We start from the raw sequence: 25,761 nt of genomic DNA, 5'->3' as shown, positions 1-25,761 counted from the left end.
GCGCTGGATCTGCTCAGCGCAGGATCCGCGCGGACTCCGTGCCATCGGTGAGGGTCGGGATCGCGACCGGTCCGTCGGGCCCGTCGTCGGCGGAGAATCCGAGCTCGGCGACGGAGGTGGCGTGGCGCGCCCGCGCCGCCTGGACCCGATCGGGCGCCCTCGCGGCGTCCACCGGCTCGCCGCCCAGGAGCAGCGGCTTCTGCAGCGGTCGCAGCGAGGTGCGGGCCCAGTCCGGATTCGCTGACTCCGAGGTCAGCTCCGCAGTGAGTTCGCGTTCGAACTCGGCGACCTCCGCCTCACCGGGCAGGACCAGCTCGGCGTGGGCGCGCTCGCCCACCAGCATCCGGTATGCGGCCTTGCCGGCGCCGAGGGTGGCTTTGCCGCTGGATCGCTTCCCGACGGGCTGCATCTGCCCCTCGGCATCTTCCCGTTCGACCAGCTTGTAGACGAAGCCGGGAGCGGGGTGCCCGCCACCGGTGACCAGGCGGGTGCCGATGCCGTAGCCGTCCAGTGGGGCGTCCTTCAGCTCCTCGACCCGGTATTCGTCGAGATCGCCGGTCGCGGTGATGCGGGTGCCGGTCGCGCCGAGGGAATCCAGCAGCGCACGTACCTGCACCGCCTGCTCGCCGAGGTCGCCGGAATCCAGACGCACGGCACCGAGCTGCGGCCCGGCCAGCTCGACCGCGGTGCGCACCGCGGTCTCCACGTCATAGGTGTCCACGAGCACCGTCGTCCCCACGCCCTGGGAGGCGAGCTGGGCACGGAACGCCTCCTCCTCGGTGTCGAACAGGAGTGTGAAGGCATGAGCGGCGGTGCCGGCGACGGGGATCCGGTAGTGGGCGCCTGCGGCGAGGTTCGAGGTGGAGGCGAAGCCGACGACGTACGCGGCGCGGGCCGCGGCGATCGCCCCGTCCTCATGCACTCGGCGCCCGCCCATCTCGATGCAGGGCCGGCCACGGGCGGCGGTGGTCATGCGGGAGCCGGCGGAGGCGACCCCGCTGTCATGGTTGAGGATCGAGAGCACCACGGTCTCGAGCAGCACCGCGTTCTCGAAGCTGCCCTCGATGCGCAGCACGGGCGAGCCAGGAAAGTAGAGCTCGCCCTCCTCATAGCCGTGGACATCACCGGTGAACCGGTAGTCCGACAGGTGTGCGAGCGTCTCCTCCTTCAGCACGCCGGCCTTGCGCAGATAGCGCAGGTCGGAATCATCGAAGCGGAAGTCGGCGATCGCGTCGAGCACGCGCCCGGTGCCCGCGAGCGCGCCGTAGCGGCGCCCGTCAGGGAGCGAACGGGTGAACACCTCGAAGACGCAGCGCCGCGAGGCGGTGCCGGCCTCACGGGCGGCCTCCAGCATCGTCAGCTCGTAGAGGTCGGTGAGCAGGGCAGAAGTCACGGTGTCCACGGTAATGCGTGCCGCGTCTGCGAGAGGCGGGGCGCGCCCCGTAGACTCGTCCTGTTGTGTCTCGATCTCAGCAGGCACGACGGAGCTCAGGAGGAATGTGCATGCCGGTGGAGATGCCGAGGGCGGACCCGGCGACGGGGACGCGCACCGCTCTTTCTCCCGGCGTGGAGGTGATGAGCGAGGCGGATGGCCCCTGGCGCACCGTGGTCTGGAACGATCCCGTGAACCTCATGAGCTACGTGGTCTTCGTGTTCCGTCGCTACTTCGGATACTCGCGCCTGGTGGCGGAGCAGCTGATGATGCAGGTCCATGAGGAGGGCCGCGCGGTCGTCTCGCACGGCTCCCGGGAGCGGGTGGAGACCGACGTCCAGGCCATGCATTCCTTCGGTCTGCGGGCCACGCTCGAGAAGGCGGGGGAGGACTGATGGCGCACGCATTCCGGCGCCGGGCCGACGGCAGTCTGGCCTGCAGGCTCGACGGCGAGGAGAAGGCGATCCTCACCCAGGTCGCCCAGGAGACGGCGGACCTGATCCGTGCCGATCTCGGAATCGATACCGGGCGTGACGTGCTGCGCCGAGCCGCCGAGAGCGAGGACCCGCTGCGCCGGCTCGAAGCGGAGTTCGCCGGCCGGGACGCCCGAGAACCGTCGGACTCAGCGGTCAAGCGGCTGTTCCCCGCAGCCTCGGAGGATCCGGAGCTCGCGGCGGAATACCGCCGACTGGGGCAGCAGGACCTCGCCGACGGGAAGCTCGCGGATCTCCGCACGGTGATGCAGGTGCTGGATGCGACCGGCGGCGGGCACAGCGAGATCGTGCTCGACGACGCAGGGGCGATGGCGATGCTGCGCGCCCTGAACGACGTGAGGATCGTCCTCGCCGATCGCCTGGATCTCCAGCGCGACGGGGACTTCGACACCGTACGGATGCTGCAGCAGATCGGAGAACGGGTCGAGGGGGCGGATCGCTCCGGCGACGAGGAGCATGTCAGCTCCGACATCGTGATCGCCGTCTACGAACTGCTCTCCTGGCTGCAGGAGAGCCTGCTGCGCGCCCTGGACTGACGGCGCTCCGCGCCCTGGGCTGACAGTGCGCGAATTGTGAAACCGCACGCAGTGAGCGTGCCGTCACTGCTATGGACGGCTGTCGAGATTAGCCTTGCCCGGATGAACAACGCGCCGATCGGGATCTTCGACTCCGGGGTGGGCGGGCTGACCGTCGCCCGCGCCGTCCTCGACCAGCTGCCACAGGAGGAGCTGGTCTACATCGGCGACACCGCGCACGGCCCGTACGGGCCGCGGCCCATCGCGGAGGTCCGGTCACTCGCGCTGGAGATCATGGACGAGCTCGTGGGCCATGGCGTGAAGATGCTCGTCATCGCCTGCAACACCGCCTCCGCCGCCGTGCTGCGCGATGCCCGAGAGCGGTACGACGTGCCCGTGGTCGAGGTCATCCAGCCGGCCGTGCGCCGCGCCGTCGCCGCGACCCGCAACCGACGGGTCGGGGTGATCGCCACCCAGGGCACCGTCACCTCCCGTGCCTACGGGGACGCCTTCGCGGCCGCCCCCGATCTCACCCTCACAGCGCAGGCCTGCCCGCGCTTCGTCGAGTTCGTCGAGAACGGCGTGGTCAGCGGCAAAGAGGTGATCGAGGTCGCCGAGCGGTACCTGGCCCCGGTGCGAGAGGCCGGCGTGGACACCCTGGTGCTTGGATGCACCCACTATCCGATGCTCGCCGGCCCGATCAGCTACGTCATGGGGCCGGACGTCACCCTGGTCTCCTCCGCGGAGGAGACCGCGCTGGATGTGTACCGGCAGCTGCGTGCCTCGGACCAGCTGCGGGAGACCGAGCGCGCGCCCCGCCACGTGTTCTCCCAGACGGCAGCGGGGGACGGCAGTGCCCACTTCGCCCGCCTCTCGCGCCGGTTCCTGGGCCCCACCTTCGACGTGACCGCCTCCTTGCCGGTGGTGCAGGCATGAGGGTCCACATCATCGGCTGCAGCGGCAGCTTCGCCGGGCCCGACGGGGCGGCGTCCAGCTACCTGATCGAGCAGGAGGACGCACAGGGCCGTCTCTGGCGGGTGCTGATGGACCTTGGCTCCGGCGCCTTCGGCCCTCTGCAGAGCGTCATCGACCCCGCCGAACTGGACGCGGTCGTCGTCTCCCACCTGCATCCCGACCACTATCTCGACCTCACCGGCCTCGAGGTGTTCTGGGCCTATCACGAGCGGAACGACCTGGGGAAGCTGCCGATCTTCGCCCCGGCGCCGCTGCCCGAGCGGATCTCCGCAGTGCTGGGTCGCGACGGTGACATCCCCGACGGCGTGGACTGTGCACCCTTCGAGCACCATGTGCTCACGGACCACCATCGCTTCACCATCGGCCCGCTGGAGTTCGAGACCCGCGCCGTCCTCCACCCGGTCGAGGCCTACGGCTTCCGGGTCACGGGCGGCGGCAGCACGCTCGTTTACTCGGGCGACACCGACGCCTGCGACGCGCTCGACGAGCTCGCGCACGGCGCGGACCTCTTCCTGTGCGAGGCCGGGTACATCGAGGGACGAGATGACCGCTTCACCGGTGTGCACCTGACCGGCCGTCGCGCCGGGGAGAGCGCGGCTCGAGCGGGGGTGCGGCATCTCGCCCTGACCCACATCCCCGCGTGGACGGATCCTGAGATCCCGCTCGCGGAGGCGCGCGCGGTGCACTCCGGTCCGATCACGGTGGTCCGTCCGATGGATATCCTCGAGGTGCATCCCTGATCGACGTGCTGTGAAGGACGAGCGACTGTCGATGGCTGTTGATCAGGCTGATTCTCTCTCCCCACTTCGAGGAAGGAGCTCCATGAGCTCTACGAACCAGACCCCTGCCGGCGATCGTGTCGACGGCCGCACCCCCGACCAGCTGCGCGAGGTGCGCATCACCCGCGGCTGGCTGGACCAGGCCGAGGGCAGCGCCCTGATCGAGTTCGGCCGCACCCGCGTGCTGTGCACCGCCTCCTTCAGCGCCGGTGTGCCGCGCTGGAAGCAGGGCTCCGGATCCGGCTGGGTCACCGCCGAGTACGCGATGCTGCCCCGCGCGACCAACACCAGGTCCCCCCGCGAATCCGTCAAGGGCAAGATCGGCGGCCGCACCCACGAGATCTCCCGCCTGATCGGGCGCTCGCTGCGCGCGATCATCGACCTCGACGCCCTGGGGGAGAACACCATCCAGCTGGACTGCGATGTGCTCCAGGCCGACGGCGGCACCCGCACTGCCGCGATCACCGGTGCGTATGTCGCGCTCGCCGATGCGATCACGTGGGGCAAGCAGCACACCGCATTGCCGGCGGCGAAGCAGGTTCTCACCGACTCGGTGAGCGCGATCAGCGTCGGCATCGTCGAGGGACGACCGCTGCTGGACCTCGAGTACCGCGAGGATGTCACCGCGCAGACCGACATGAACGTCGTGGTCACCGGCCCCGGTTCCTTCGTGGAGGTGCAGGGCACCGCCGAGGGCGCACCCTTCGACCGCACCGAGCTGGGAGCACTGCTGGATCTCGCCACGGACGGCTGCGCGCAGCTTGCACAGATCCAGCGCGACGTCCTCGCCGAGCAGCGATGAGCGGACCGCACGCTGCGATCCCTGACGGGTCGCGGGTCATCCTCGCCTCGCACAACGCGAAGAAGCTGGCCGAGCTGCAGCGGATCCTCGCCGCAGCGGTACCCGGTCTCGCTCCCGAGCAGATCATCTCCTCGGCCGGCATCGATCTTCCCGATGTGGTCGAGGACGCGGTGACCTTCGAGGGCAACGCTCTGCTGAAGGCCCGCTCCGCAGCGGCGGCCACCGGGCTGCTCGCGGTCGCCGACGACTCCGGACTCGCAGTTGACGTGCTCGGCGGAGCCCCCGGCATCTTCTCCGCCCGCTGGAGCGGCCGGCACGGAGACGACGAGGCGAACAACGACCTGCTCCTCGCGCAGCTCGGTGATGTCCCCGAGCAGCATCGGGGGGCACGGTTCGTCTGCGCGGCCGCGCTGGTGGCGCCGGACGGCACCGAGAGCGTCGAGCTCGGCGAGATGCGCGGGACTCTGCTGGGGCAGCGTCATGGCGAGGGCGGCTTCGGCTACGACCCGCTGTTCCTGCCCGAGGGTGAGACGCGCTCGTCGGCGCAGCTGAGCCCGGCGGAGAAGGACGCGATCTCCCATCGCGGGAAGGCCTTCCGAGCCCTCGCGAGCCACGTCGCCCAGCTGCTGGGCTGAGCCGTCAGAGCACGGAGAGTGCGACATCCCCGGCCCGGGAGGTGTTCCTCCGGGGCCGGGGATGTCGCATTGGGCGGTGTCGTCAACTCGTCAGCTCGTCAGCTCGTCAGCTCGTCAGCTCGTCAGCTCGTCGACTGGTCGGCGCTCCGGTGCCGCCGCTTCGCAGTGGGTGCTGCCGCTCAGGCAGCGCCGACGTGGGCGAGCGCGCGCCGGATCAGCAGATCCCGGCCGCCGTTCATCTCCTCCAGCGGCGAGGACTCCGAGAGCAGTTCGTCGACCCCGAACCAGGCCAGCTCGAGAGCATCCTCCTGAGGCGCGGTCTCCCCGTCCACCGGCACCACATAGGCCAGCGAGATCGCGTGCTGACGCGGATCATGGAAAGGCGAGACCCCAGGGGTGGGGAAGTACTCGGCGACCGTGAAGGGCACGGGCGAGACCGGGATCCGCGGCATGGCCATCGGCCCGAGGTCCTTCTCGATATGTCGGGCGATCGCCTCACGGATCGTCTCGTGGACGAGCACCCGCCCGGAGACGATCGCGCGCACGATCTGCCCGGTGCCGGAGGCACGCAGCAGCAGGCCGATCTCCTCGACGGAGCCGTCCACATCGGTGCGCACCGGGATGATGTCGACGTAGGGGATCGGCAGGCGGCGACGCAGCTCGCTCACCTGCTCGGGCTCGAACCAGGACCCCTCGGAATCGACGGCGGTGCGGCTGTTCATGCGGGGTCTCCTTCTGCGGTGGTGCTCCGGGATGCGGCAGCGGCGATCTGCGCCGGGGCCAGCTGGGACTTCTCGACGTGGAAGCGGGGGTTCTGCGCACGGGAGACGACCTGGACCGCATGGTCGACCTCCGCGCCGGCGATCATCCGCACCCGCCAGGTCGTGTCCTCGAGCTCGACCAGGGACAGTGTCGCGTTCGGGATCGACGGCAGCGGCTGCTCGATGATCCCCGAGAGCAGGAAGCGGATCAGCGTGCCATGGGCGACGACCAGCACCTTCTGCCCCGGATAGCGCTCCTCGAGTGTTTCCAGGGCGTCGTATCCGCGGTCGGCGACCGCCTGATGGTCCTCACGCCCGGGGAACGAGCGTCCCGGATAGGCCTGCTCCATCTCGTGGGTGGGGTGGCCCTCGGCGGCGCCCCAGTCGATCTCTACCAGGCGCGCGTCGGTGCCGCCGAAGGGGATGTGGTGGTCCTCGCTGATGATCCGCCCGGTCTGCTCGGCGCGCTGGAGCGGTGAGGTGATCACCACGTCCCAGTCCACCGCCGGGAGTTCGTCGAAGGCGGCGTGCGCCTGCGCGATCCCGGTCGCGTTCAGGGGGATGTCGGAGGACCCCTGGAACAGGTTCTTCAGGTTGTAGTCCGTCTGCCCATGGCGGACGAGTCCGAACAGGGTCATGAAGCTGTCTCCTCAACACGGGGCTGATGCGTGCGCGAGAAGGGACTCGAACCCTCACGCCCTGGGGCACTGGAACCTAAATCCAGCGCGTCTGCCAATTCCGCCACTCGCGCGCGGACCAAGCCTAACTGTCCCCCGGTGATGCTCCGGTAGGCTCGGGTGGTCTTCCAGACCTCGACATCCCAGGAGCATCCATGAGCGCCCTCGCAGGCAAGACCGCCGTCGTCACCGGTTCGTCCCGAGGAGTCGGTGCTGCCACCGCGAAGCTGCTCGCCGCCGACGGTGCGAACGTCGTCATCAACTACCGCCAGAAGGCGCCGCGCGCCAACAAGGTGGTGGCCGAGATTGAGGCTGCGGGCGGCAAAGCGGTCGCTGTCGGCGCGGATCTCACCGAGGCCGAGGGCCTGCGCACCCTGATGCAGACTGCGGTCGACACCTTCGGCGGCCTGGACCTGCTGGTCCTGAACGCCTCCGGCGGGATGGAGAAGGATCTCGGTGAGGACTACGCGATGCGGCTGAACCGCGACGCCCAGTCCGCGGCCCTGACCGCCGGGCTCGAGCACCTCCCCGAGGGCGGTCGGGTGGTCTTCGTGACCAGTCATCAGGCGCACTTCATCGACGAAGTCGAGACGATGCCCGAGTACGAGCAGGTCGCGAGGTCGAAGCGGGCAGGCGAGACCGCGCTGACCGAGCGGCTGCCGGAGATGTCCGGCGCCGGGGTCTCCTTCGTGGTGGTCTCCGCGGACATGATCGAGGGCACCGTCACCGCGACCCTGCTCGACCGGGCACGCCCCGGAGCGCTCGAGGCGCGTCGAGAGGCGGCCGGGAAGCTCTACTCCGTCGAGGAGTTCGCAGCCGAGATCGCGAAGATGGCGAGCGCGGATGTCGAGACCGGACACATCGAGCTGGTCGGCGGCGCCGACGACTTCCTGGCCCGTCCCAAGGGCTGACGGTGCCTGCAGCGTCCCTGACCGCGATACGATCTGCACAGCAGACCCTGACGACCCCCGGAGGCAGTGGTGGCCAAGAACAAGAACCTGGACGAGATGCGCGACGAGGCATATCGCCGGCAGGACAACCTCGCGTCCGACATCGACGAGCTGATCAACCGCGTGAACCCGAAGAACGCGGTCACACGCTGGAAGAACGAGATCACCGGCGCTGTGAAGGGTTTTTCCGCAGCCGGTGACGGGAAGTCCCCTGCAACGCTCCCCGTAGCGATCGCAGGCGGCGTCATCGGCGTGGTCCTCATCGGTGCAGGGATCGCTGCGGCGGTCGCGCTGACTGGTGGCGACGACTCGTCAGCGAAGGCAGCGAAGAAGGCGGGCGAGAAGGCCCGGAAGGATCACGAGGTCGAGAAGGCGAAGGCCGCGAAGCAGAAGGCCAAGGAGAAGGTCCGCGCCGCGAAGGACTGACCCTCGCGCGGGCGCTCGGCCCTGCGCAGTGTTCGGCGTTCGGCGCCGGTCGCACTCGCGACCGGCGCCGAATGCTGTCCGGGACCTGCAGCCACCGATCGGTAATACGCGTGGGGACACAGAGCCAGCGGCCGACAGGGCCGTTCAGACCTCGCCGTCGAGGTAGAACCAGCTGCCGTCCTCCCGCACGAAGCGCGAGATCTCATGCTGCTCCTGGCGCCCCTGCGGGCCTTTCGAGATCGCCACGAACTCCACGGTGCCGGCGTCATCGAACGGCCCGCCCTCGTGGGTGGCGAGCACGTCCAGCCGCAGCCAGCGCAGCTCCTGGGCGAGCGATTCTGCGAGCTCCTCGTGAGGAGGTCGGGTGCGCGCATGCCAGGAGCGCAGCAGATGCTCGAGATCCCTCAGTGCGAAGGCGGTGTAGCGCGAGCGCATCAGCGCGGCTGCGGTGCCGGCGCGACGCTCCTGCCGCAGCACCGGGCCGCAGCAGTCGCCGAAGGTGTCACCGCTGCCGCAGGGGCATCGCGGGCTGTCGGGCAGGGCAGTGGGAGGCATGCTCATCCCTCGAGTATCCCGTCCGGCGGCGAGCGGGGATGACAGGATCGGCTCATGCTCGAGAACTCGCCCCCGCCCGGCACCGAGGAGCCGCTCACCCCGACGCCGCTGCCCGCCGGCTATCGGCTGCTCGAGGAGCCGCCCACGAGCGAGGAGTACGTGAGCCTGCGCCGCGACTCCGGCCTGAGCCCCCGCACCGCGGCGCAGGCCGCCGGTGCGCTCAGCGCCAGCTGGGCCTGGACCTCGGTGCGCACCGCCGACGGCGCCCTCGCAGCGATGGGGCGCGTGGTCGGAAACGGCACCTGGTACTTCCACCTCGCCGACATCGCCACCGCCCCCTCCCACCAGCGTCGGGGACTGGGACGGGTCGTGATGGAGCGGCTGATCGCACGGATCGATCACGCCGCACCGCCGCATCCCTACATCACCCTCCTCGCCGATCCGCCCGGGCAGAGCCTCTACCGCTCCCTGGGGTTCGTCGACTCGGCCCCGAGCGTGGGGATGCGGCTGCCACGGTGACCTGCCGCTCCACTCCGGGGCCAGAGATGCGGGCTGCTGGGGGAGCCGCCTACGCTCAGCGTCATGAAGAGCTTCCACATCGACGAGAACGATCCGCGCAGCTCCTGGGAGAAGATGGTCGCGGGCGACTGGTACATCGCGGACGACCCGGAGATCCAGCAGGCCTTCCGCCATGCTCTGGTCGAGACCGAGCGCTTCGCCGGTGCATACACCGCAGATCCCGATGCCGCTCAAGAGGTCCTGCGCGGGCTGCTGGGCAGTTTCGGCGAGGGGGCGCATGTGCGGGCACCGCTGCTGGTGGACTACGGCACCCAGCTGCACGTCGGTGCGGGCACGTTCGTGAACTTCCAGCTCACCGCGCTTGATGTGGTCGAGATCAGGATCGGGAAGAACTGCCAGCTGGGCCCGAACATCCAGCTGCTCACCCCGATCCATCCGCTCGAGCTCGAGCCGCGTCGTCAGGGCTGGGAGGCCGCCGAGCCGATCATCATCGGAGATGACGTCTGGATCGGCGGGGGAGTGACCGTGCTGCCTGGCGTGAGCATCGGCGACGGAGCCGTGATCGGCGCGGGCAGCGTGGTCACGAAGGACGTGCCCCCGCGCAGCCTGGCGGTCGGGAACCCGGCGCGGGTGATCCGCGAGCTCTGAACGGCGCCCCGGGGGCGCGGCGCGCCGGCAGGGTTCAGCGGCGTGGCAAGGCTCAGCGCCGCGGCAGCACTCAGTGCCGCCGCGGCACTTGGCGCACCGGCAGGACTCAGCGTCGCGACCAGCCCGGGGTGGAGGGCCCCACGGTGGGCCGCCACCCGGTCTCGGACATGAACCGCACCGAGGACACCCGCAGCGAGCGGCGCTGCACATCGAGCCGGGTGCCGACGATCGCCTGGGTGATCTCCGGGTAGAACTTCGCGGGGTTCTCGGTCCCGGCCTCCGTGGAGAGGTCCTTCGCCCAGCGCTTCTTGGTGATCGGCTCTCCGCCGACGTTGTAGAAGCCGCTGTTGGCGCGCAGAGCGGCGACGAACGCGCGCCCGGCATCGGAATGGTGCAGGAGGGTGACGTAGTGATCCGGCTTGCCCAGGAGGATCGGATCGCCGGCGCGGGTCGCCTTCAGCGCGTGGGTCGTGTGCTGGTCCCGGCCGAACAGCTGCCCCAGGCGCAGGATCACGGCGCTGCGACCTGAGGTCGCGAAGTCGACCGCCGCCCGCATCTCCTTCACCCGAGGGCGGAACGCCTGGTTGCGGACGCTCAGCGCGAGATCCTCGCTGATCCACTCCGTGCCGTGGTCCGGGTAGAGGAAGATCGTGGACTCCTGGATCAGGCGCCGCGCGCCGGCCTGGGCAGCAGCCTTCGCGATCGCGACGGAGGCCTCGAGGTGGAGGCGGTCGTCCTCACGCCAGGCGAGGGGTCGCAGCCCCGACATGCCCACCGGGACGTGCGCGAGCGTGTTGATCACGACGTCGTGACCGCGAAACGCCCGAGTCAGATCGTCAGCGTCGAACACGTCGGCGACGAGAGCGCTGCCACCCCGGCCCTCGACGATCGGTACCCCGGAGTCGCGGCGGGTGATGCCGGTGACCTCGTGGCCGGCGGCGACCAACGCCTCCACGGCCTCCTGGCCGAGCACACCTGTGGCACCGGTGATCGCGATCCGCACTCTGACCTCCTCTGGCGAGCGACCTGCTGAGGCCCTCGCGCGCCGAGCTTCCTGTGAGGATCGAGTCTAGGGGATTCTGGCAGGTCCCCGTGCCGCCGGACGTCCTGGTGGATCCAGGGGCCCGTTGTCGGGGGACCCGGAGCCGTTGCTGTTCGCTCGCTCACACAGTGGCCCCTCGAGTTGGACGCTCGGCGACTTGGGGGTAAAGTTCTTTTCTGTTCGCGTCATTAGCTCAGTTGGTTAGAGCAGCTGACTCTTAATCAGCGGGTCCGGGGTTCGAATCCCTGATGACGCACCAGCGAGAGAGGCCCCACCTTCCAGGTGGGGCCTCTTCGCATTCCGGATGCCTCCGATGCCCGGTGCGGTCAAGGCTGCGCAGCGTCGATCGCGCCCGCGGCATCCAGATCGAAGGTGGCCTCCTCCCGCCCGTCATCATGGGCAGGATCCTGAGCCAGCCTCCGTGGATCGTGCCCCTGGCCCTGACGATCGGGACCATCGTCGGCTGCGCACATCGCGCCACGCAGCGACTCCGTTCACGGACGGCGATGGTTGCCCTCGGGCACAGCCTGATCGCCAGGGGGCTCTCATTCATGCGGTCCGAGGTTGGAGTCGCTGATCGCGGATCGGAGAGAGAGGCCCCATCGTGTCGGTGGGGCCTCTCCTTGTCGGGTCTCGGACGGATATGGGCTCAGAGCCCGATCCTCATCACGCTGCCACCGCCCGGGACAGGTGCGGCTGCGCCGAGCGTGAGGTAGGCATCTCCTCCGCGGATCGCGAGCCCGTAGGGCTGATCCAGGCCGCCCGCGACCACGTCGTGCTCGTCGCTGCCGGGAGTGACCTCGCGCAGCGCGCCGATGGGCCCGTTCAGCAGCCCGCCGGTCGCGAGCTCGACGGCATAGAGCGTCCCGTCGTCGGTGAAGGCGAGGGAGGTGACGTTGGTGAGCCCGGTGGCGTAGGCCTCGGGGGCGTGCCCGGGCTCGACCCGCCAGATCGTCGAGGATCCTTGCTCGAAGGGGAAGCCGACGAGCTGCGAGACGTACCAGGCGCCGTCAGGGCCCTGCATCACATCACTGGGGACGGCATCGGCGGGGAACCCTGCGGGCACCGGTCCGGGCTGAGGGGTGATCACCGGGTCGAACCCGGTGATCGTGTCCCCACCCTTCCGGGTGGAGACCAGGGAATTCCCTCCAGCGTCCGTATAGACGTACCCGTTCCCGGAGCGAGCGAGCCCGGTGGGGTTGCTGTCCACGTCGTCATCGACGCTGTGCGCGTCCTCGTGCGCGACGGCATCGAAGGCCAGGGTGCGATCGCCTCCGTCGTGCTGGGGCTTGAGGCTGCCGGTGACGATGGTTCCCAGGCGCTTCCCCTCTGCGCCGAAGGCGTCGCGATGGGCTGGGGAGCCGCCCAGGCCGATGGTGATCGCGAAGCGGTGGTTCCCGGTGAAGGCGATGTCGAAGGGGCCGATGGCCTCGGTGTCGTTCGCGACCGACGGCAACCCGGTGACCACGCGTCCGACGCCGTCATCCGTGATCCGGGCGATCGAGCCCGTGGCGCCCAGGCAGGCGCTGGCGGCTGCGGTGAGCGGATGGCAGTTCCCGCCGTCCTCTGCCGAGGGCCCTCCGGTGCCCGCCTCGGCGACGTAGAGCGTTCCTCCTGGGCTGAAGGTCAGATGGCGGGGACTGTTCATTCCGGTGGCGACGATCTCGATGTCGACCTCGGCGGCGTCCTGCGCGACGGCCGGGGACGCTCCGAGGAGAGCCGCCCCGAGGGCGAGGGTGCCGACCGTCGCCAGCAGCCGAGTGGTCCGATGAAGAAGCATGGCAAAACCTCCTGTACCACACCGCGGCATCGTTGCGGCGGCTTTTCGCCACACTAGTCCGCCGTGGAGGCCTTGGATAGGCCGAGGCTCATCCGATTTGTCCGACTTGGGGGAGGTGGTGCGAGCAGGCCTGGCCTGTCGGTGGACATGCGAGGGCGAGCCCGAGGAGCCGGGCTCCCCTCAGCGGAAGCGCCGCACCGCGGCCGGGTTCGCCTCGGCCAGCTCCCGGATCGACTCGTGCTCGGTCTGGGCGAGCACCTCGGAGAGCGTGCCGCGGGCCAGGAGCTTCCCGTCACCGAGGAACACGATCTGCGGGCACAGCCGCTGCAGCAGCTCGACGTCATGGGAGGCGATCAGGGTGCCGATGCCAAGGCGCTGGATGGTGGCGGCGAGGGTGGCCGCGATCCGGGCCCTGGTATTCGGATCCACCGCGGTGAGCGGCTCGTCGAGCACCAGGAGCTCGGGGCGGGTGGCGAGCGCGGTCGCCAGCGCGACCCGCTGGATCTCCCCGCCGGAGAGGGTGCGCATGGTGCGGGGCAGGAAGTGCTCGGCGAGGCCGACGGACTCGAGCATCTCCGCAGCGGAGACGGAGTGGGTGCGGCCTCCCTTGCGCGCCACCTTCGCGGCCAGCTCGAGTCGGGAGCGGACCGTCTCGCGGGGATCGGTGATGGTCATCGCGTACTGCGAGACGAAACGGACCGCGGCCCTGAACGTCTTGCGGTCCTTCCCGCGCAGCTTCGAGACTCGGCGCCCGTTCCAGGTGACCTCCCCGGCATCGGGGATGTGCTCTCCGCTCAGCGAGGCGAGCAGCGTCGTCTTCCCGGCGCCTGAGGGGCCCAGCAGGCCCAGCGGCGGATCACCGGCTCTGAGGGTGAGGTCGATGCCCTGGAGCACCTGCTCACCGGGGTATCCGGCATGCAGGGAGGTGGCGGTGAGCATGGTCGAAGCAGGCATCAAGGTCATTTCTCGCGGGTGAGGGAACAGAGGCACTGTAGTCAGCAGACCTGGGGGCTCCCGCCGTCGGCTCGCGCGGCGAGATCTCGACGTCAGTCTGTGGAGTCGGTCCGCAGGAACGAGAGTGCCAGCCGCGCCATCTCCTTCGCGGGGGCGTCGTCATGAACCCCGATCTGCATGGTGCGCACCGTTCTCTCCCGTACCGCGAGGTTCAGCACGAGACCGAGCATCGCACGGCTCGCGAAACCGGGATCGAGCCCTGGGCGGAGCATGCCCAGCGTCCTGAACTCCGTGAAGCACTCTTCGAAGACGTGCTCGTGGACACGGCGCAGCCGTGCCAGCCGGAACCGTCCGGGGTGATCCCCGCTCACAGACTCCGCGCCGAGGGTGGCCAGCAGCTGGGTCGGCAGCGAGGAAGGGCTCCAGTGCACCGCGAGCGCCCGCTGCATCTCGTCGGGGTCCGCACTCATCGTCTCGAGCTGGTCGAGGATCCTCTGCGCATGGGCCTCGAGAAGGTCGATGACACTGTCCAGCAGGATCTCCTTGGACGGGAAGTGGTGCATGAGTCCCGGGTGGGAGATGCCGATGTGACGGCTGATATCGCGCAGGCTCGCCCCGCGGTATCCGTGTTCGGCGAACATCTCGGCCGCGCCTTCGAGGATCTCCTCCCGCCGAGTGCGGGCTCGAGAGGTGCGAGTGCGGTCGGGCGTTGCTTCCGGTGTCGGCGCCGGAGACGCGGGTGCGGGGTCCTCATCGCCGCGCACGAGCGCGAGGGGAGCGACCCGGTTCGCGCGCTCCAGGACCAGATCCTCGGCAGTGCCCGACAGGCGCGGAGCCACGATGGTGCGCTGGCACGTCGGCAGGGGCTCGGGGAGGCGATAGTCCACGGGACTCGTGCCGTCAACGGTCTCACGGGCGATGGCGTGCTGCAGCTGCACCAGCCCGTCCTGGTCGACGTGCTCCGCTCCTGTCATATCGAGCGTGAGGCAGGGGGCCGGTTCGAGTCCGCGCGCCTGGCGGACGATGGGCAGCAGAGCGATCTGGGTGTCGGCGGTGAGGCACCCGGAGACGGCGAGCTGGATCTCACGGAGGTCCAGATCGACGTGGACGGTCACCGACAGGGTGTGGGGCATGAGCGGAGGCCGTTCCGTGCAGCATGAAGAGAAGGCCTCCTGCTAGACCTCGTGGTCAGAGTATCCGGGGTCCTCCCGGGACACAATCAGGTCTCGAACGCGGTGCGCGTCGGCGTGGAGCTCACCGAGGCCACGAGCTCTGCCGCCAGCTGCCGCAGCTTGACGTTGCGGTGGTTGGACGCTGTTTTGAGGATCATCACCGCATCCTCCTGGCTGCACCGGTTCTGGCCCATGATGACGCCTACCGCCAGGTCGATCACCGTCCGGGACTCCATCGCCGCCCGCAGGTCGCTCTCCGACTCCCGCTGGCCTGCCATGCGCACCGCCAGGCGCAGTGCACCGGCCGCAAGATTCTTCTCGAACTCGATGGAGTCGATCATCTCGCGGTCGAAATCGTGCGGGATCTCGGAGTAGATGTTCAGGCCCGCCTTGGCGTCCTCATCCAGGTCGAAGGGCATCCCGAGCACGGAGCGCACGCCCTGGGCCACCGCCGCTGCCTGGTACGCGGGCCAGCGGTCGTCGGTGCGCAGGTCCCCGGCTCGGATCACCGTGTTCTCGCGGATCGCGGTCATGCACGGTCCCTGCGTGAAGGAGTTCTGCAGCGCGTCGAGCTCCCGGGCCTCGGGACCGGAGGACACGGCGGTGACGGCCTTGCGGTCCCGCTGCAGCGTGATGGCGCACCACCGGTGCCCCTCGGCGCCCGTCAGCCGGCCCGAGAGCAGCTCCGTGAAGTCCCGGAGGAACGAAGCGATGTCCTCGCTCTCGAGCAGCAGCGCCTGCATCGTGCTCAGGTGCTGGTGCGTTGCGTCGTCGACATCATCGAGCATGTTGGGTCCTCCCTCGTGGGGTGCTGGCGTTCCCTGCGGGGCGTGGCCCACGGAGTCATCCCACGCGCTCCGTGGGGGGAGGGTCAACAGGCGACGCCATCCAGTGCAGGTCGCGGGCCTCGACCGATCGGACGGACCCTCGCGGCGGCTACTGCCTAGAGTGCATGAGCACGAGGAACCAAGGCGTGGCGACCCGTGGAGAGCACGGTGAGGATGTGGACATGTCTGTGTGGCAACGGATACGGCACGTGGTCCTGGCGGGAATCCTCCTGCTGGTGGCTGCGGGCTGCCAGGGGAGCATCCCCGCCGACACGCAGGGCACCCTGGAGCGGGCGACCGGGGGCGAGCTCCGCGTCGGGATCGCCGAGAATCCGCCCTGGACCGAGGTGGCTCCCGACGGTGCGGTCAGCGGCAGCGAGGTCGATCTGCTGAGCGACTACGCCGAGACGATCGATGCCGAGATCCGTTGGGTCCCCGGGGGAGAGAACGTGCTGGCTGCCGAGATGAAGGAGGGGAACCTCGATCTGGTGGTCGGCGGCCTCGCCTCGGATGTCCCCTGGACGTCGGAGATCGCGCTGACGCGGCCCTACACCACCACACAGGGCCCGGATGGGAAGCCCGTCGACATCGTGATGGGAGTGCGGCCGGGAGAGAACGCGCTGCTGGTGGACCTCGAGCGATACCTCGCCGAACGGGGTGGTGAGCTGTGAACGGCACCAAGTCGGAGGGTGGCGAGGAGGACACCGGATCGGGGCACGACGCCTTCGGTGATGCACAGCGCGAGGCACTGCAGCGAGCGATCCGGCTGGAATGGATCACGCTTGGTTGGATGACGGGCACCGTCGTGCTGGTCGCACTGGTCGCCGGGCAGTCGCAGGCGATGCAGGCGGCCTGGGCCGAGGACATGCTCTCCCTCCTTCCCCCGATCGCCTTCCTCGTCGCGACCCGGCGGATCCGCAAGACGCCGAATCGCAGCCACCCCTACGGCTATCACCGGTCCATCGGTGTCGCCCACCTGGTCGCCGCGATCGCGCTGCTGACCATGGGCGGCTATCTGGTGTTCGACTCCGTGATGGGTCTGGTCAAGGTCGAACGCCCCCCGATCGGGCTCACGGTGCTGTTCGGGCAGGGGATCTGGGCCGGCTGGCTGATGGTCGCGGTCATGGTGGTCACGAGCATCGGTCCGGTGATCCTGGGGCTGAAGAAGCTCAAACTCTCCGAGCAGCTGCACGACAAGGTCCTGTTCGCGGACGCCGACATGAGCAAGGCCGACTGGACCACCGCGATCGCGACCATAGCCGGCGTGCTCGGTGTGGGGCTCGGGCTGTGGTGGGCGGACGCCACCGCGGCGCTGCTCGTGTCCGTCTCGATCCTCCGCGACGGCCTGAAGAATCTGCGCGGCTCCATCGGTGGTCTCACCGATGCCGAGGCCCGCACCTATGACGATTCCGAGCCCCACCCGCTGACCCGCAAGATCGAGGTGCGGGCGGGGCAGGAGCCGTGGGTGGGCGAGGCCGCAGCTCGCGTCCGCGACCAGGGACACGTCTTCCACGCAGAGGTGTTCGTCGTTCCCCGGCCGGGAATCGAGCCGTCGGTTCGACAGGTCGCAGATCTGCGAGACCGGATCCACGAGCTCGACTGGAAGGTCCATGACGTGGTCGTGGCCCCAGTGCCTGAGCTGCCCCCGAGGCAGACCTTTCGGTCGACATTGAGGACATGAGCGGCGACCGCCCATAGCGTGGAGAGACGATCGCGATCACCACCGGAAGGCAGGATGATGAGAGCAGTGACCTGGCAGGGCACCGAGCGCGTGAGCGTGGAGACCGTGCCCGACCCGATACTCCGAGACCCCACTGATGCGATCATCCGCGTCACGTCGACGGCGATATGCGGTTCGGACCTGCATCTCTACGAGGTGCTCGGCCCCTTCATGACCGCCGGCGACATCATCGGCCATGAACCGATGGGCATCGTCGAGGAGGTCGGAGCGGGCGTCACCCATGTGCGGCCCGGCGACCGCGTCGTCGTGCCCTTCACCATCTCCTGCGGCCACTGCGTCATGTGCTCCCAGGGACTGCCCTCGCAGTGCGAGACCACCCAGGTCACCGAGCACGGCTCAGGCGCCGCACTGCTCGGCTATTCGAAGCTGTACGGCCAGGTGCCCGGCGGTCAGGCCGAGTTCCTCAGGGTGCCGCATGCGGACTACGGGCTGATGAAGGTCGGCACCGAGCTCCCGGATGAGAACTACCTCTTCCTCAGCGACATCCTCCCCACCGCCTGGCAGGCAGTGCAGTACGCCGGGGTCCCCGCTCATCGCACCCTCACGGTGATCGGTCTCGGCCCCGTGGGCCAGCTGTGCGCGAGGATCGGTCGTCACCTGGGGGCGAGGGTCTTCGGCATCGATCCCGTGCCCGAGCGACGAGCCATGGCTGAACGCCACGGCGTCGAGGTGTTCGACCTCGCGGAGGATACCGTCGGTGAGATTCGCGAGCGCACCCAGGGGCGCGGCCCGGACGCCGTCATCGACGCGGTGGGAATGGAAGCGGAGGGCAGCCCCGTCGCGGGCCTCGCCCAGACCATCGCAGGCAAACTGCCTGACGCCGTGGCCCGGCCACTCATGGAGCGTGCCGGAGTGGACCGGCTCGCGGCCCTCCACACCGCCATCGATCTCGTTCGCCGCGGCGGGACCGTCTCGCTGTCCGGCGTCTACGGCGGAGCAGCGAGCCCGATGCCGCTGCTGACGATGTTCGACAAGCAGCTCCAGATGCGGATGGGCCAATGCAACGTGCGCGCCTGGACCGACGACCTCCTGCCGCTGGTCGAAGACCCCGCCGACCCGCTCGGGGTCGGGGACCTCGTCACCCACCGGCTGCCCCTCGAGGAAGCTGCCGTTGGCTACGACCTGTTCCAGAAGAAGCACGACGGCTGCATCAAGGTCGTCCTCGATCCCACGATCGCCCCCGCTCCGACGCAGATCCCCTGAACCCGGCGCAGGCGCCCCACTCGCGCCTGTGACCCCGACGACCCTGACCCTGAACGTGCCCTGTCTCCCGGCCCCGCCCGAGAGCGTTGACCGAGACCGCCCAGTCCCAGGAGGAACCCCATGGCCGACCAGCTCACCTTCACCGATCCCGTCACCCGCTTCCCCGACATCACCCCGCCGAAGCAGGACCAGCCCGAGCCCGGACTGGATGCGGAGCTGATTCCCGGCACGGACCGAGGCGAGGAGTCCTATCGCGGCACCGGCCGGCTGAAGGGGCGGAAGGCGCTCATCACCGGCGCTGACTCCGGCATCGGAGCCGCAGTGGCGATCGCCTTCGCCCGCGAGGGCGCGGACGTCGCCCTGAACTACCTGCCGCAGGAAGAGGAGGATGCCCAGCACATCGCGGAGGTGATCCGCAAGGAGGGTCGCAAGGCTGTGCTCCTGCCCGGGGACCTGATCGACGCGGACTTCTGTCGCAGCCTGGTCGCGGATGCGGTGCGCGAGCTCGGCGGCCTCGACGCGCTGGTCAACAACGCTGGCCGGCAGATCGCGGTGGAGACCCTTGAGGAGATCGAGGACCAGCAGTGGGTGGATACCTTCGCCGTGAACATCCACGCGATGTTCCGCATCACCCAAGCCGCGCTCCCGCACCTGCCCGCCGGCTCCACGATTGTGAACACCACCTCGATCCAGGCGTACCAGCCCTCGCCGACGCTCGTGGACTACGCCTCGACCAAGGCGGCGATCAACAACTTCACCAAGGGGCTCGCACAGCAGGTCGCCTCTCGTGGCATCCGGGTGAACGCCGTGGCTCCAGGCCCGATCTGGACCCCGCTGCAGGTCTCGGACGGCCAGCCGAAGGAGGCCCTGCCCGAGTTCGGGAAGAACACGCCGCTCGGCCGGGCCGGCCAACCCACCGAGCTCGCTCCGGCGTACGTCTTCCTCACCTCTCCCGAGTCGAGCTATGTGCTCGGCGAGACCCTCGCCGTCACCGGGGGGAGCCCCACCCCGTGAGCGGCCAGGGCAGTGCGCTGCTGCTGATCGATCTGCAGGAATCCTTCTTCGAGGAGCCTGCGCTGGCGGAGGCCCGCGCCGAGGTGATCCGTGCGGTCACCACGCTCGCCGAGGCCGCGCGCCGCGCCGAGGTGCCGATCCTCCTGATCACGACCGAGCACAGCCGCGACCGCTCGACGTGGACGTTGAGCATGCTCGACGACGATCAGGGCTTTCTGTTCCACGGGGATCCCGGCACCGAGGTGGTCCACGAGCTCGACACCACCGGGATGACGCGAATCGAGAAGACCCGCGACAGCGCCTGGTTCGGCACCGATCTGCTGCTGCGAATGCGCAACCTGCAGGTGGAACGGGTGGTGATGGCCGGGGTCTCCACGCATGCCTGCATCGCCCAGACCGCCCGTGACGCCTACGCGAACAATGTCCGCGCCGTGATCGTCACCGATGCGGTGGCTGACGAGAGAGCCGCCCACAAGGAGAGGGTGCTCGACCAGCTCGCCGCAGACCGCCAGGCCGAGCTCGTGACGGTCGACGAACTCCTGGGGCGGTGGGCACGGTGACCCCGCGAAGCGGATCGGACCTCGCCGCAGCGGCTGTCGCCGATGACGAGCGAGGCGAGCGGTCAGCGCTGCGGCGTCGAGTCCTCCGGTGCATCGAGGAAGGCCTCGACCTGCTTGGCCAGATCTTCCAGCGGGGCATCGCCGTAGCCCCGATGCTGGAGCGTGCGGACCGTCTTCTCACGGACGGCGAGGTTCAGCACCGCCCCCAGCAGTGCACGTCCCGCGAAGGCGGGGTCGGTGTCCGTGCGCAGCAGGCCCTTCTCGCCCATCGTCGTGAAACACGTCTCGAGCAGGTTCTCGTGGACGCGCCGCAGTCGCGCGAGCCGATAGCGGCCGGGATGGTCCTCGCTGACGCTCTCTGCATCGAGGGTGGCCAGGAGCCTGATCGGAAGCGACGCAGGATGCCACACCTCAGCGAGCCCGCGCAGCAGGACCTCGCGCCCGCCGCCCATCTCATGGATCCGGTCCAGTGCCGCCTGCGCGTGCTCTTCCATCCGGTCGATCACGCCGTCGAGCAGAGCGTCCTTCGACCCGAAGTGGTGCAGCATCCCGGAATGGGAGATGCCGATGTGGCTCGAGATGTCCCGCAGGCTCGAGCCGTGGTACCCGTGCTCCGCGAACATCTCCGCTGCGCCGTCGAGGATCTCCTCGCGCCGTCCGGTGCGCGCGGGAGCGGATTCGCCGGCATCGCTGGAGAGACCGGCCGGAGGCAGGCTCGGAATGGCCCTGGACTCATCCAAGGCGGGCTCGGCGCGCGGAACTCCCTGTGGCCAGGGCGCCTCCGCGACACTTCCGTGCTCTGCCTCTGAGTGCGGCGGCGCAGTCTTGTCGGTCATCCGTCTCCTCGATTCCGCGTTCGTATCACCATGCGTCTGGTCGGAGCCGTCGCACTGCGCGTGCGGCGAGATGGACTGCTTGACCGGTCATACAGATCACTTGGGACTCTAATGCATGCAGGAGGGAATCGTCATGGGTGAGATGCGCTCCCACCTCGGCAGATGATGCGTGCCGGTAGAGCTCCGGGTGTGACCCAACGGGTCACGAGCGTACGAGACGAGCGATCGCCGCCGAGGCTTCTTTCAGCTTCTGCTCGGCCTCGTCGCCACCGGTGCGGGCGGCGTCGAGCACGCAGTGCTGGAGGTGGTCGTCCAGCAGCCCCATCGCCACCCCGTCCAGGGCGCTCTTCAGCGCGCTGATCTGGGTGAGGATGTCGATGCAGTACTTCTCCTCGTCGACCATGCGGTGCAGGCCGCGAGCCTGTCCTTCGATGCGCTTGAGACGCGCGAGATAGCGGGCCCGGTCGGAGATATAGCCATGATGGTGCTCATGCCCCTCCGGGACGGGAGCGGGACTGGGCGTGGCATCGGTGGTGGTCATGAGGTCCTCCAGCGGAGAGAGCGGGGCGGGTCTGCTATACGGGCATGCAACGGATCTTCGGCGGCGGACATTCAGGCTCCCGCGGCGGGTGGCTCTGCCGGCGCGGTGGAGGTGACCGGGGTGGTGGAGGTGACCGGGGTGGAGGCAGCCGGGACTGAGCCAGCCAGGGCGGGGGCACCCGCCGGGGCGGTGAGCGCACGGCTGCGGAACGAACGCAGCCGCAGGCTGTTGCCCACCACGAACACGCTCGAGAACGCCATCGCGGCGCCGGCCAGCATCGGGTTCAGCAGCCCCAGCGCGGCCAGCGGGATCGCCGCGATGTTGTAGGCGAAGGCCCAGAACAGGTTGCCCTTGATGGTGCCGAGAGTACGGCGTGACAACCGGATCGCGTCGGTCACGCTGCGCAGATCGCCGCGCACCAGGGTGATGTCCGATGCCTCGATGGCGACATCGGTGCCGGTGCCCATGGCCAGGCCCAGATCTGCCTGAGCGAGGGCGGCGGCGTCATTCACACCGTCACCGACCATCGCCACCACCTTGCCGTCGGCCTGCAGGCGGCGGACGACATCGATCTTGTCTTGCGGGAGGACCTCGGCGATGACCTGGTCGATGCCGACCTCCGAGGCGATCTGCTCGGCGGCGGCACGGTTGTCACCGGTCAGCAGGATCGGGGTGAGCCCCAGACCCTTCAGCTGCGCGATCGCCTCGGCGCTGGTGGGCTTGACGGTGTCGGAGACGACCAGCACGCCGCGGGCCCGGCCGTCCCAGAAGACGACGACCGCCGTCTGCCCGCGGGACTCCGCAGCGGCCTTCGCCTCGGCCAGCAGCGGGGGCAGCTCCTGCCCCGGGACCAGCGTCGTGCGGCCGACGAGGACTGAGCGCCCCTCGACCGTGCCGCGCACGCCCCGACCTTCGAGGTTCTCGAACTCGTCGACGCCGGGCAGGGCACCGATCTCCTCGGTGACGCCCTTCGCGATCGCCTGAGCGATCGGATGCTCGGAGGCATCCTCGACCGCGCCCGCGAGGCGCAGCAGCTCGCTGCGCTCCACACCCTCGGCTGTGACCACGTCGGCCAGCGTCATCTTTCCGGTGGTGACGGTGCCGGTCTTGTCGAGCACCACGGTGTCGATCTTCCGGGTGGACTCGAGCACCTCGGGTCCCTTGATGAGGATGCCCAGCTGAGCACCGCGGCCGGTGCCGACCAGCAGCGCCGTGGGAGTCGCGAGCCCCAGCGCGCACGGGCAGGCGATGATCAGCACCGCGACCGCCGCTGTGAATGCCGCCTCGAGCGGGAACCCGGCACCGATCCAGGCGCCGAGCACCACCACTGCGAAGGCGATCACGATCGGTACGAAGATCCCTGAGACCCGATCAGCGAGGCGCTGGATCTCGGCCTTGCCCGACTGGGCGTCCTCGACCATCTTCGCCATCTGGGCGAGCTGGGTGTCGCCGCCCACGCGGGTCGCCCGCACCAGGAGGCGGCCGCCCGCGTTGACGGTCGCGCCGGTGACTGCGTCGCCCACCCCGACCTCGACCGGGACGGACTCGCCGGTCAGCATCGAGGCGTCCACCGCCGAGGTGCCGGAGGCGACCACGCCGTCGGTCGCGATCTTCTCGCCGGGCCTCACCACGAAGGTGTCGCCGACGGCGAGGTCAGCCACCGCGAGACGGGTCTCGACCCCGTCGCGCATCACGGCGACGTCCTTCGCGCCCATGTCCAGCAGGGCGCGCAGCGCGGCTCCGGCCTGTCGCTTCGAGCGCTTCTCGAAGTAGCGGCCCAGCAGGATGAACATGGTCACCCCGGCCGCGACCTCGAGATAGATGTTCGCCGCCCCGTCAGACGGTCCGATGGTCAGCGAGAACTCATGCGTCATGCCGGGCACGCCGGCCGTGCCCAGGAACAGGGCGTACAGCGACCACAGGAAGGCGGCGATGGTGCCCACCGAGATCAGGGTGTCCATCGTGGCCCCGCCATGGCGCAGGTTGACGGCCGCCGCACGATGGAAGGGCCAGGCGGCCCAGACGATCACGGGAGCGGTGAGCGTGAGGACCGCCCACTGCCAGTAGGTGAACTGCAGCGCCGGGATCATCGAGATCAGGATCACCGGAACCGACAGCAGCACCGAGCCGATCAGGCGGTGGCGGAGCGAGGTCAGCTCCGGGTCCTCACGCTCGTGCGCTCCTGACGTCTCCTGCTCCGCCTCGGGCGGGGTGGGGAGGGCGGCGGTGTAGCCGGTCTGCTCGACCACCGTGACCAGATCCCGCGGGTCATAGTCCTCGGGCACGGTGACCCGCGCCTTCTCCGTCGCGTAGTTGACCGCAGCGGTGACCCCGTCGAGCTTGTTCAGCTTCCGCTCGATCCGATTCGCGCACGAGGCGCAGGTCATCCCACCGATCTCGAGTTCGATATCGGTGGTGATCACCTGCAGCGGGGACGGGGGAGTGGTCATGATGGGCCTTTTCTCTCTCGCGAATCCGAGGAATCGCGCACGGACGGGACTGGAGTGGCAGAGCTCGGCGGAGGGGAGCAGCCGGTCAGTGGCCGGAGCCACCGGAATTCGACCAGCTGTCCACCCACTCCGAGGGGACCAGCACCCCGGCCAGCAGGTACGACGCGAAGAACAGCGCCACCAGCAGCAGGCCGTACAGTGCGACGGTGGTGCCGGCCTTCATCAGGCGCGCACCGCTGAATAGCCGGCCTCGGTGACAGCTGCGAGCACCGCGGCCTCATCCACGGGCTGCTCGGAGGAGACGCTCAGCAGACCGGTCTCGTGGCTGACCTCGACGCCCTGGACCCCGGCCAGCTCGCTGACCTCTTCGCGCACGGACATCTCGCAGTGGCCGCAGGTCATGCCGGTCACCTGGAACTGGGTGGTGGTTGCGCTCATGGGGTTCTCCTTGCTCTCGGGATACCCCGGCGGGGTATCGGCTCCTCCTATTTATACCCCCAAGGGGTATGAGGGGCAAGGATGATCGATTCTCGCGGGGGTGTCGCCCGTCACTCCCAGGTGCTTCGATGGGGTCATGAGCATCGACTCCCTGACCATCATCCAGCAGGAAGCGGACCGACTGGCCACCGTCCTCGCGGCCACCGATCCCGCACAGCGGGTCCCCACCTGCCCCGACTGGACCGCAGCGGACCTCCTGTGGCATCTCACCGAGGTCCATGAGTTCTGGGCGGCGATCCTCGCCTCCCGAGCCACCACCGAGCAGGAGGTGATGGCGATCGAGGAGGCGAAGGCCCCGCGCCCCGCTGAGCAGGACGTGCTGAGTGCCCGCCGCGAGGCCGCGACGAAGTCCCTCCTCGCCCAGCTCACTGCGCGCAGCGACGAGGAGGCCGCCTGGTTCTGGTTCTCCCAGGAGCAGACCGTCGGCGTCACCCGCCGGATGCAGACCCACGAGGCGACCATCCACCGGGTGGATGCCGAGCTCACCGCCGGTCGCCCGGTCACCTCGATCAGTCCCGAGGTGGCTGCGGCAGGACTGGACCATGTCCTGCGCGTGATGTGGCCGGCCGGCCATGAATGGATCCCCGACTGGGCGAGCACGACGCCGGTCGCCGCGATCGAGATCCGTCCCGACGGTGGCGCACCCCAGCTGCTGGGCATCAGCCGCTGGTCCGGCACGAGACCACGGGATGGGCAGGAGTTCGACGCGCCCGTCGGCCGGCTGCTCGAGGAGCCCGCTGACGCCGAGGGCCTCCCGCGGGCCACCGTCTCCGGCAGCGCGATCAGCGCGAACCTCTGGGCCTGGGGACGCGCCCAGGCGCTCGACCACCTCGCGGACGGCCCGGACGCCGTCGAGATCCACGGGGACCCCGAGGCCATCAGGCAGCTCGAGGCGCTGATCGCCGAGGGGCACGACTGAGCCCTCACGACTGAGCCCTCACGACTGAGCCCCCACGACTGACCCCTCACGACTGA

30 protein-coding genes and 2 tRNA genes are annotated in these 25,761 nt (G+C 69.4%); 17 read left to right on the top strand and 15 right to left on the bottom strand.

What is annotated here, in order from left to right; all coding sequences use genetic code 11:
• Positions 1-13: 13 nt before the first annotated feature.
• Positions 14-1,393, bottom strand: a complete 1,380-nt coding sequence (locus ACTH43_RS01900) for a nicotinate phosphoribosyltransferase (protein WP_441443232.1) — start codon at positions 1,391-1,393, stop codon at positions 14-16.
• Positions 1,394-1,503: 110 nt separating this feature from the next.
• Between ACTH43_RS01900 and clpS the strand changes: the two genes are divergently transcribed.
• The 6 genes from clpS to rdgB all read left to right on the top strand — a co-directional run bounded on the left by clpS (position 1,504) and on the right by rdgB (position 5,632).
• Positions 1,504-1,827 carry an ATP-dependent Clp protease adapter ClpS gene (gene clpS, locus ACTH43_RS01895; protein WP_441443231.1) on the top strand — a complete coding sequence of 108 codons (324 nt, stop codon included), beginning with the start codon at positions 1,504-1,506 and terminating at the stop codon, positions 1,825-1,827.
• Positions 1,827-2,462, top strand: a complete 636-nt coding sequence (locus ACTH43_RS01890; protein ID WP_441443230.1) for a DUF2017 domain-containing protein — start codon at positions 1,827-1,829, stop codon at positions 2,460-2,462. The genes clpS and ACTH43_RS01890 overlap by 1 nt, the downstream gene beginning before the upstream one ends.
• A gap of 102 nt (positions 2,463-2,564) precedes the next feature.
• Entirely contained in the window at positions 2,565-3,377 is an 813-nt protein-coding gene (gene murI, locus ACTH43_RS01885) for a glutamate racemase (RefSeq protein ID WP_441443229.1), read from the top strand.
• Positions 3,374-4,156, top strand: a complete 783-nt coding sequence (locus tag ACTH43_RS01880; protein ID WP_441443228.1) for an MBL fold metallo-hydrolase — start codon at positions 3,374-3,376, stop codon at positions 4,154-4,156. The genes murI and ACTH43_RS01880 overlap by 4 nt, the downstream gene beginning before the upstream one ends.
• Before the next feature lie 82 nt (positions 4,157-4,238).
• On the top strand, positions 4,239-4,997 hold the full coding sequence (rph, locus tag ACTH43_RS01875; protein ID WP_441443227.1) for a ribonuclease PH: 759 nt from the start codon (positions 4,239-4,241) through the stop codon (positions 4,995-4,997).
• Positions 4,994-5,632: an RdgB/HAM1 family non-canonical purine NTP pyrophosphatase gene (gene rdgB, locus ACTH43_RS01870; RefSeq protein ID WP_441443226.1), complete on the top strand. Its 639-nt coding sequence runs from the start codon at positions 4,994-4,996 to the stop codon at positions 5,630-5,632. The genes rph and rdgB overlap by 4 nt, the downstream gene beginning before the upstream one ends.
• Before the next feature lie 179 nt (positions 5,633-5,811).
• Here rdgB and ACTH43_RS01865 read toward each other — a convergent pair whose 3' ends face one another.
• From ACTH43_RS01865 to ACTH43_RS01855, 3 genes are all read right to left on the bottom strand, one after another.
• The gene (locus ACTH43_RS01865; protein WP_441443225.1) at positions 5,812-6,354 is read right to left on the bottom strand and encodes an NUDIX hydrolase family protein; all 543 of its coding nucleotides are present in this window, start codon (positions 6,352-6,354) and stop codon (positions 5,812-5,814) included.
• Complete coding sequence (locus ACTH43_RS01860) at positions 6,351-7,031, bottom strand: histidine phosphatase family protein (RefSeq protein WP_441443224.1); 681 nt, start codon at positions 7,029-7,031, stop codon at positions 6,351-6,353. The genes ACTH43_RS01865 and ACTH43_RS01860 overlap by 4 nt, the downstream gene beginning before the upstream one ends.
• A 31-nt stretch (positions 7,032-7,062) precedes the next feature.
• A tRNA-Leu gene (locus tag ACTH43_RS01855) sits at positions 7,063-7,144 on the bottom strand.
• 81 nt (positions 7,145-7,225) lie between these two features.
• On the opposite strand from ACTH43_RS01855, the gene ACTH43_RS01850 reads away from it, so the two are divergent.
• Positions 7,226-7,981 carry an SDR family oxidoreductase gene (locus tag ACTH43_RS01850; RefSeq protein WP_441443223.1) on the top strand — a complete coding sequence of 252 codons (756 nt, stop codon included), beginning with the start codon at positions 7,226-7,228 and terminating at the stop codon, positions 7,979-7,981.
• A 69-nt stretch (positions 7,982-8,050) separates the two neighbouring features.
• Positions 8,051-8,446, top strand: coding sequence for a hypothetical protein (locus tag ACTH43_RS01845; RefSeq protein WP_441443222.1), 396 nt, complete (start codon positions 8,051-8,053; stop codon positions 8,444-8,446).
• Positions 8,447-8,590: 144 nt separating this feature from the next.
• Here the strand turns inward: ACTH43_RS01845 and ACTH43_RS01840 are convergent, their stop codons facing one another.
• On the bottom strand, positions 8,591-9,007 hold the full coding sequence (locus ACTH43_RS01840; protein ID WP_441443221.1) for a YchJ family protein: 417 nt from the start codon (positions 9,005-9,007) through the stop codon (positions 8,591-8,593).
• Positions 9,008-9,055: 48 nt separating this feature from the next.
• Between ACTH43_RS01840 and ACTH43_RS01835 the strand changes: the two genes are divergently transcribed.
• Positions 9,056-9,520: a GNAT family N-acetyltransferase gene (locus ACTH43_RS01835; RefSeq protein WP_441443220.1), complete on the top strand. Its 465-nt coding sequence runs from the start codon at positions 9,056-9,058 to the stop codon at positions 9,518-9,520.
• Positions 9,521-9,583: 63 nt separating this feature from the next.
• Positions 9,584-10,168, top strand: a complete 585-nt coding sequence (locus ACTH43_RS01830) for a sugar O-acetyltransferase (RefSeq protein ID WP_441443219.1) — start codon at positions 9,584-9,586, stop codon at positions 10,166-10,168.
• Positions 10,169-10,274: 106 nt separating this feature from the next.
• Here the strand turns inward: ACTH43_RS01830 and ACTH43_RS01825 are convergent, their stop codons facing one another.
• Positions 10,275-11,171: an NAD-dependent epimerase/dehydratase family protein gene (locus tag ACTH43_RS01825; RefSeq protein ID WP_441443218.1), complete on the bottom strand. Its 897-nt coding sequence runs from the start codon at positions 11,169-11,171 to the stop codon at positions 10,275-10,277.
• A 221-nt stretch (positions 11,172-11,392) separates the two neighbouring features.
• Between ACTH43_RS01825 and ACTH43_RS01820 the strand changes: the two genes are divergently transcribed.
• A tRNA-Lys gene (locus tag ACTH43_RS01820) sits at positions 11,393-11,469 on the top strand.
• A 390-nt stretch (positions 11,470-11,859) separates the two neighbouring features.
• Here the strand turns inward: ACTH43_RS01820 and ACTH43_RS01815 are convergent.
• The 4 genes from ACTH43_RS01815 to ACTH43_RS01800 form a co-directional block, all read right to left on the bottom strand.
• Positions 11,860-12,990, bottom strand: coding sequence for a ScyD/ScyE family protein (locus ACTH43_RS01815; protein WP_441443217.1), 1,131 nt, complete (start codon positions 12,988-12,990; stop codon positions 11,860-11,862).
• A 180-nt stretch (positions 12,991-13,170) separates the two neighbouring features.
• The gene (locus ACTH43_RS01810) at positions 13,171-13,944 is read right to left on the bottom strand and encodes an ABC transporter ATP-binding protein (RefSeq protein ID WP_441443216.1); all 774 of its coding nucleotides are present in this window, start codon (positions 13,942-13,944) and stop codon (positions 13,171-13,173) included.
• A 92-nt stretch (positions 13,945-14,036) separates the two neighbouring features.
• Positions 14,037-15,077, bottom strand: coding sequence for a TetR/AcrR family transcriptional regulator (locus ACTH43_RS01805; protein ID WP_441443215.1), 1,041 nt, complete (start codon positions 15,075-15,077; stop codon positions 14,037-14,039).
• A gap of 86 nt (positions 15,078-15,163) precedes the next feature.
• A complete protein-coding gene (locus tag ACTH43_RS01800) occupies positions 15,164-15,904 on the bottom strand; it encodes an ANTAR domain-containing protein (protein ID WP_441443214.1) in 741 nt (246 codons plus the stop codon).
• A gap of 185 nt (positions 15,905-16,089) precedes the next feature.
• Between ACTH43_RS01800 and ACTH43_RS01795 the strand changes: the two genes are divergently transcribed.
• The 5 genes from ACTH43_RS01795 to ACTH43_RS01775 all read left to right on the top strand — a co-directional run bounded on the left by ACTH43_RS01795 (position 16,090) and on the right by ACTH43_RS01775 (position 20,461).
• Positions 16,090-16,614, top strand: a complete 525-nt coding sequence (locus ACTH43_RS01795; RefSeq protein WP_441443213.1) for a transporter substrate-binding domain-containing protein — start codon at positions 16,090-16,092, stop codon at positions 16,612-16,614.
• Entirely contained in the window at positions 16,611-17,624 is a 1,014-nt protein-coding gene (locus ACTH43_RS01790) for a cation diffusion facilitator family transporter (protein ID WP_441443212.1), read from the top strand. Before ACTH43_RS01795 ends, ACTH43_RS01790 begins: the two co-directional genes overlap by 4 nt.
• A gap of 57 nt (positions 17,625-17,681) precedes the next feature.
• A complete protein-coding gene (locus ACTH43_RS01785; protein WP_441443211.1) occupies positions 17,682-18,887 on the top strand; it encodes a zinc-dependent alcohol dehydrogenase in 1,206 nt (401 codons plus the stop codon).
• Between the two features lie 120 nt (positions 18,888-19,007).
• Positions 19,008-19,901 carry an SDR family oxidoreductase gene (locus ACTH43_RS01780; RefSeq protein ID WP_441443210.1) on the top strand — a complete coding sequence of 298 codons (894 nt, stop codon included), beginning with the start codon at positions 19,008-19,010 and terminating at the stop codon, positions 19,899-19,901.
• Entirely contained in the window at positions 19,898-20,461 is a 564-nt protein-coding gene (locus ACTH43_RS01775; protein WP_441443209.1) for a cysteine hydrolase family protein, read from the top strand. The genes ACTH43_RS01780 and ACTH43_RS01775 overlap by 4 nt, the downstream gene beginning before the upstream one ends.
• Before the next feature lie 62 nt (positions 20,462-20,523).
• Here the strand turns inward: ACTH43_RS01775 and ACTH43_RS01770 are convergent, their stop codons facing one another.
• From ACTH43_RS01770 to ACTH43_RS01750, 5 genes are all read right to left on the bottom strand, one after another.
• Positions 20,524-21,297 carry a TetR/AcrR family transcriptional regulator gene (locus ACTH43_RS01770; RefSeq protein WP_441443208.1) on the bottom strand — a complete coding sequence of 258 codons (774 nt, stop codon included), beginning with the start codon at positions 21,295-21,297 and terminating at the stop codon, positions 20,524-20,526.
• A gap of 202 nt (positions 21,298-21,499) precedes the next feature.
• Positions 21,500-21,838 carry a metal-sensitive transcriptional regulator gene (locus ACTH43_RS01765; RefSeq protein ID WP_441443207.1) on the bottom strand — a complete coding sequence of 113 codons (339 nt, stop codon included), beginning with the start codon at positions 21,836-21,838 and terminating at the stop codon, positions 21,500-21,502.
• A 71-nt stretch (positions 21,839-21,909) separates the two neighbouring features.
• Positions 21,910-24,288 carry a heavy metal translocating P-type ATPase gene (locus tag ACTH43_RS01760; protein ID WP_441443206.1) on the bottom strand — a complete coding sequence of 793 codons (2,379 nt, stop codon included), beginning with the start codon at positions 24,286-24,288 and terminating at the stop codon, positions 21,910-21,912.
• A gap of 85 nt (positions 24,289-24,373) precedes the next feature.
• Complete coding sequence (locus tag ACTH43_RS01755; protein ID WP_345078976.1) at positions 24,374-24,511, bottom strand: hypothetical protein; 138 nt, start codon at positions 24,509-24,511, stop codon at positions 24,374-24,376.
• A complete protein-coding gene (locus tag ACTH43_RS01750; protein WP_299304866.1) occupies positions 24,511-24,726 on the bottom strand; it encodes a heavy-metal-associated domain-containing protein in 216 nt (71 codons plus the stop codon). Before ACTH43_RS01750 ends, ACTH43_RS01755 begins: the two co-directional genes overlap by 1 nt.
• A gap of 136 nt (positions 24,727-24,862) precedes the next feature.
• Here ACTH43_RS01750 and ACTH43_RS01745 point away from each other — a divergent pair, with 136 nt between their 5' ends.
• Positions 24,863-25,705, top strand: a complete 843-nt coding sequence (locus ACTH43_RS01745; RefSeq protein WP_441443205.1) for a maleylpyruvate isomerase family mycothiol-dependent enzyme — start codon at positions 24,863-24,865, stop codon at positions 25,703-25,705.
• The last annotated feature ends 56 nt before the right edge of the window (positions 25,706-25,761 follow it).

It is taken from the genome of Brachybacterium sp. (genome assembly GCF_052095815.1).
Taxonomy (GTDB): domain Bacteria; phylum Actinomycetota; class Actinomycetes; order Actinomycetales; family Dermabacteraceae; genus Brachybacterium.
Note: the sequence above shows the minus strand (reverse complement) of the source record. Positions and strands in the feature narration are given on the sequence as shown.

Coding starts and splice junctions, on each gene's coding strand:
- murI (WP_441443229.1), top strand. CDS start 2,565: ATGAACAACGCGCCGATCGGGATCTTCGACTCCGGGGTGGGCGGGCTG.
- clpS (WP_441443231.1), top strand. CDS start 1,504: ATGCCGGTGGAGATGCCGAGGGCGGACCCGGCGACGGGGACGCGCACC.
- ACTH43_RS01835 (WP_441443220.1), top strand. CDS start 9,056: ATGCTCGAGAACTCGCCCCCGCCCGGCACCGAGGAGCCGCTCACCCCG.
- ACTH43_RS01850 (WP_441443223.1), top strand. CDS start 7,226: ATGAGCGCCCTCGCAGGCAAGACCGCCGTCGTCACCGGTTCGTCCCGA.
- ACTH43_RS01785 (WP_441443211.1), top strand. CDS start 17,682: ATGAGAGCAGTGACCTGGCAGGGCACCGAGCGCGTGAGCGTGGAGACC.
- rph (WP_441443227.1), top strand. CDS start 4,239: ATGAGCTCTACGAACCAGACCCCTGCCGGCGATCGTGTCGACGGCCGC.
- ACTH43_RS01760 (WP_441443206.1), bottom strand. CDS start 24,288: ATGACCACTCCCCCGTCCCCGCTGCAGGTGATCACCACCGATATCGAA.
- ACTH43_RS01810 (WP_441443216.1), bottom strand. CDS start 13,944: ATGCCTGCTTCGACCATGCTCACCGCCACCTCCCTGCATGCCGGATAC.
- ACTH43_RS01860 (WP_441443224.1), bottom strand. CDS start 7,031: ATGACCCTGTTCGGACTCGTCCGCCATGGGCAGACGGACTACAACCTG.
- ACTH43_RS01840 (WP_441443221.1), bottom strand. CDS start 9,007: ATGAGCATGCCTCCCACTGCCCTGCCCGACAGCCCGCGATGCCCCTGC.
- ACTH43_RS01800 (WP_441443214.1), bottom strand. CDS start 15,904: ATGCTCGATGATGTCGACGACGCAACGCACCAGCACCTGAGCACGATG.
- ACTH43_RS01745 (WP_441443205.1), top strand. CDS start 24,863: ATGAGCATCGACTCCCTGACCATCATCCAGCAGGAAGCGGACCGACTG.
- ACTH43_RS01865 (WP_441443225.1), bottom strand. CDS start 6,354: ATGAACAGCCGCACCGCCGTCGATTCCGAGGGGTCCTGGTTCGAGCCC.
- ACTH43_RS01770 (WP_441443208.1), bottom strand. CDS start 21,297: ATGACCGACAAGACTGCGCCGCCGCACTCAGAGGCAGAGCACGGAAGT.
- ACTH43_RS01750 (WP_299304866.1), bottom strand. CDS start 24,726: ATGAGCGCAACCACCACCCAGTTCCAGGTGACCGGCATGACCTGCGGC.
- ACTH43_RS01830 (WP_441443219.1), top strand. CDS start 9,584: ATGAAGAGCTTCCACATCGACGAGAACGATCCGCGCAGCTCCTGGGAG.
- ACTH43_RS01805 (WP_441443215.1), bottom strand. CDS start 15,077: ATGCCCCACACCCTGTCGGTGACCGTCCACGTCGATCTGGACCTCCGT.
- ACTH43_RS01780 (WP_441443210.1), top strand. CDS start 19,008: ATGGCCGACCAGCTCACCTTCACCGATCCCGTCACCCGCTTCCCCGAC.
- ACTH43_RS01755 (WP_345078976.1), bottom strand. CDS start 24,511: ATGAAGGCCGGCACCACCGTCGCACTGTACGGCCTGCTGCTGGTGGCG.
- ACTH43_RS01890 (WP_441443230.1), top strand. CDS start 1,827: ATGGCGCACGCATTCCGGCGCCGGGCCGACGGCAGTCTGGCCTGCAGG.
- ACTH43_RS01815 (WP_441443217.1), bottom strand. CDS start 12,990: ATGCTTCTTCATCGGACCACTCGGCTGCTGGCGACGGTCGGCACCCTC.
- rdgB (WP_441443226.1), top strand. CDS start 4,994: ATGAGCGGACCGCACGCTGCGATCCCTGACGGGTCGCGGGTCATCCTC.
- ACTH43_RS01765 (WP_441443207.1), bottom strand. CDS start 21,838: ATGACCACCACCGATGCCACGCCCAGTCCCGCTCCCGTCCCGGAGGGG.
- ACTH43_RS01880 (WP_441443228.1), top strand. CDS start 3,374: ATGAGGGTCCACATCATCGGCTGCAGCGGCAGCTTCGCCGGGCCCGAC.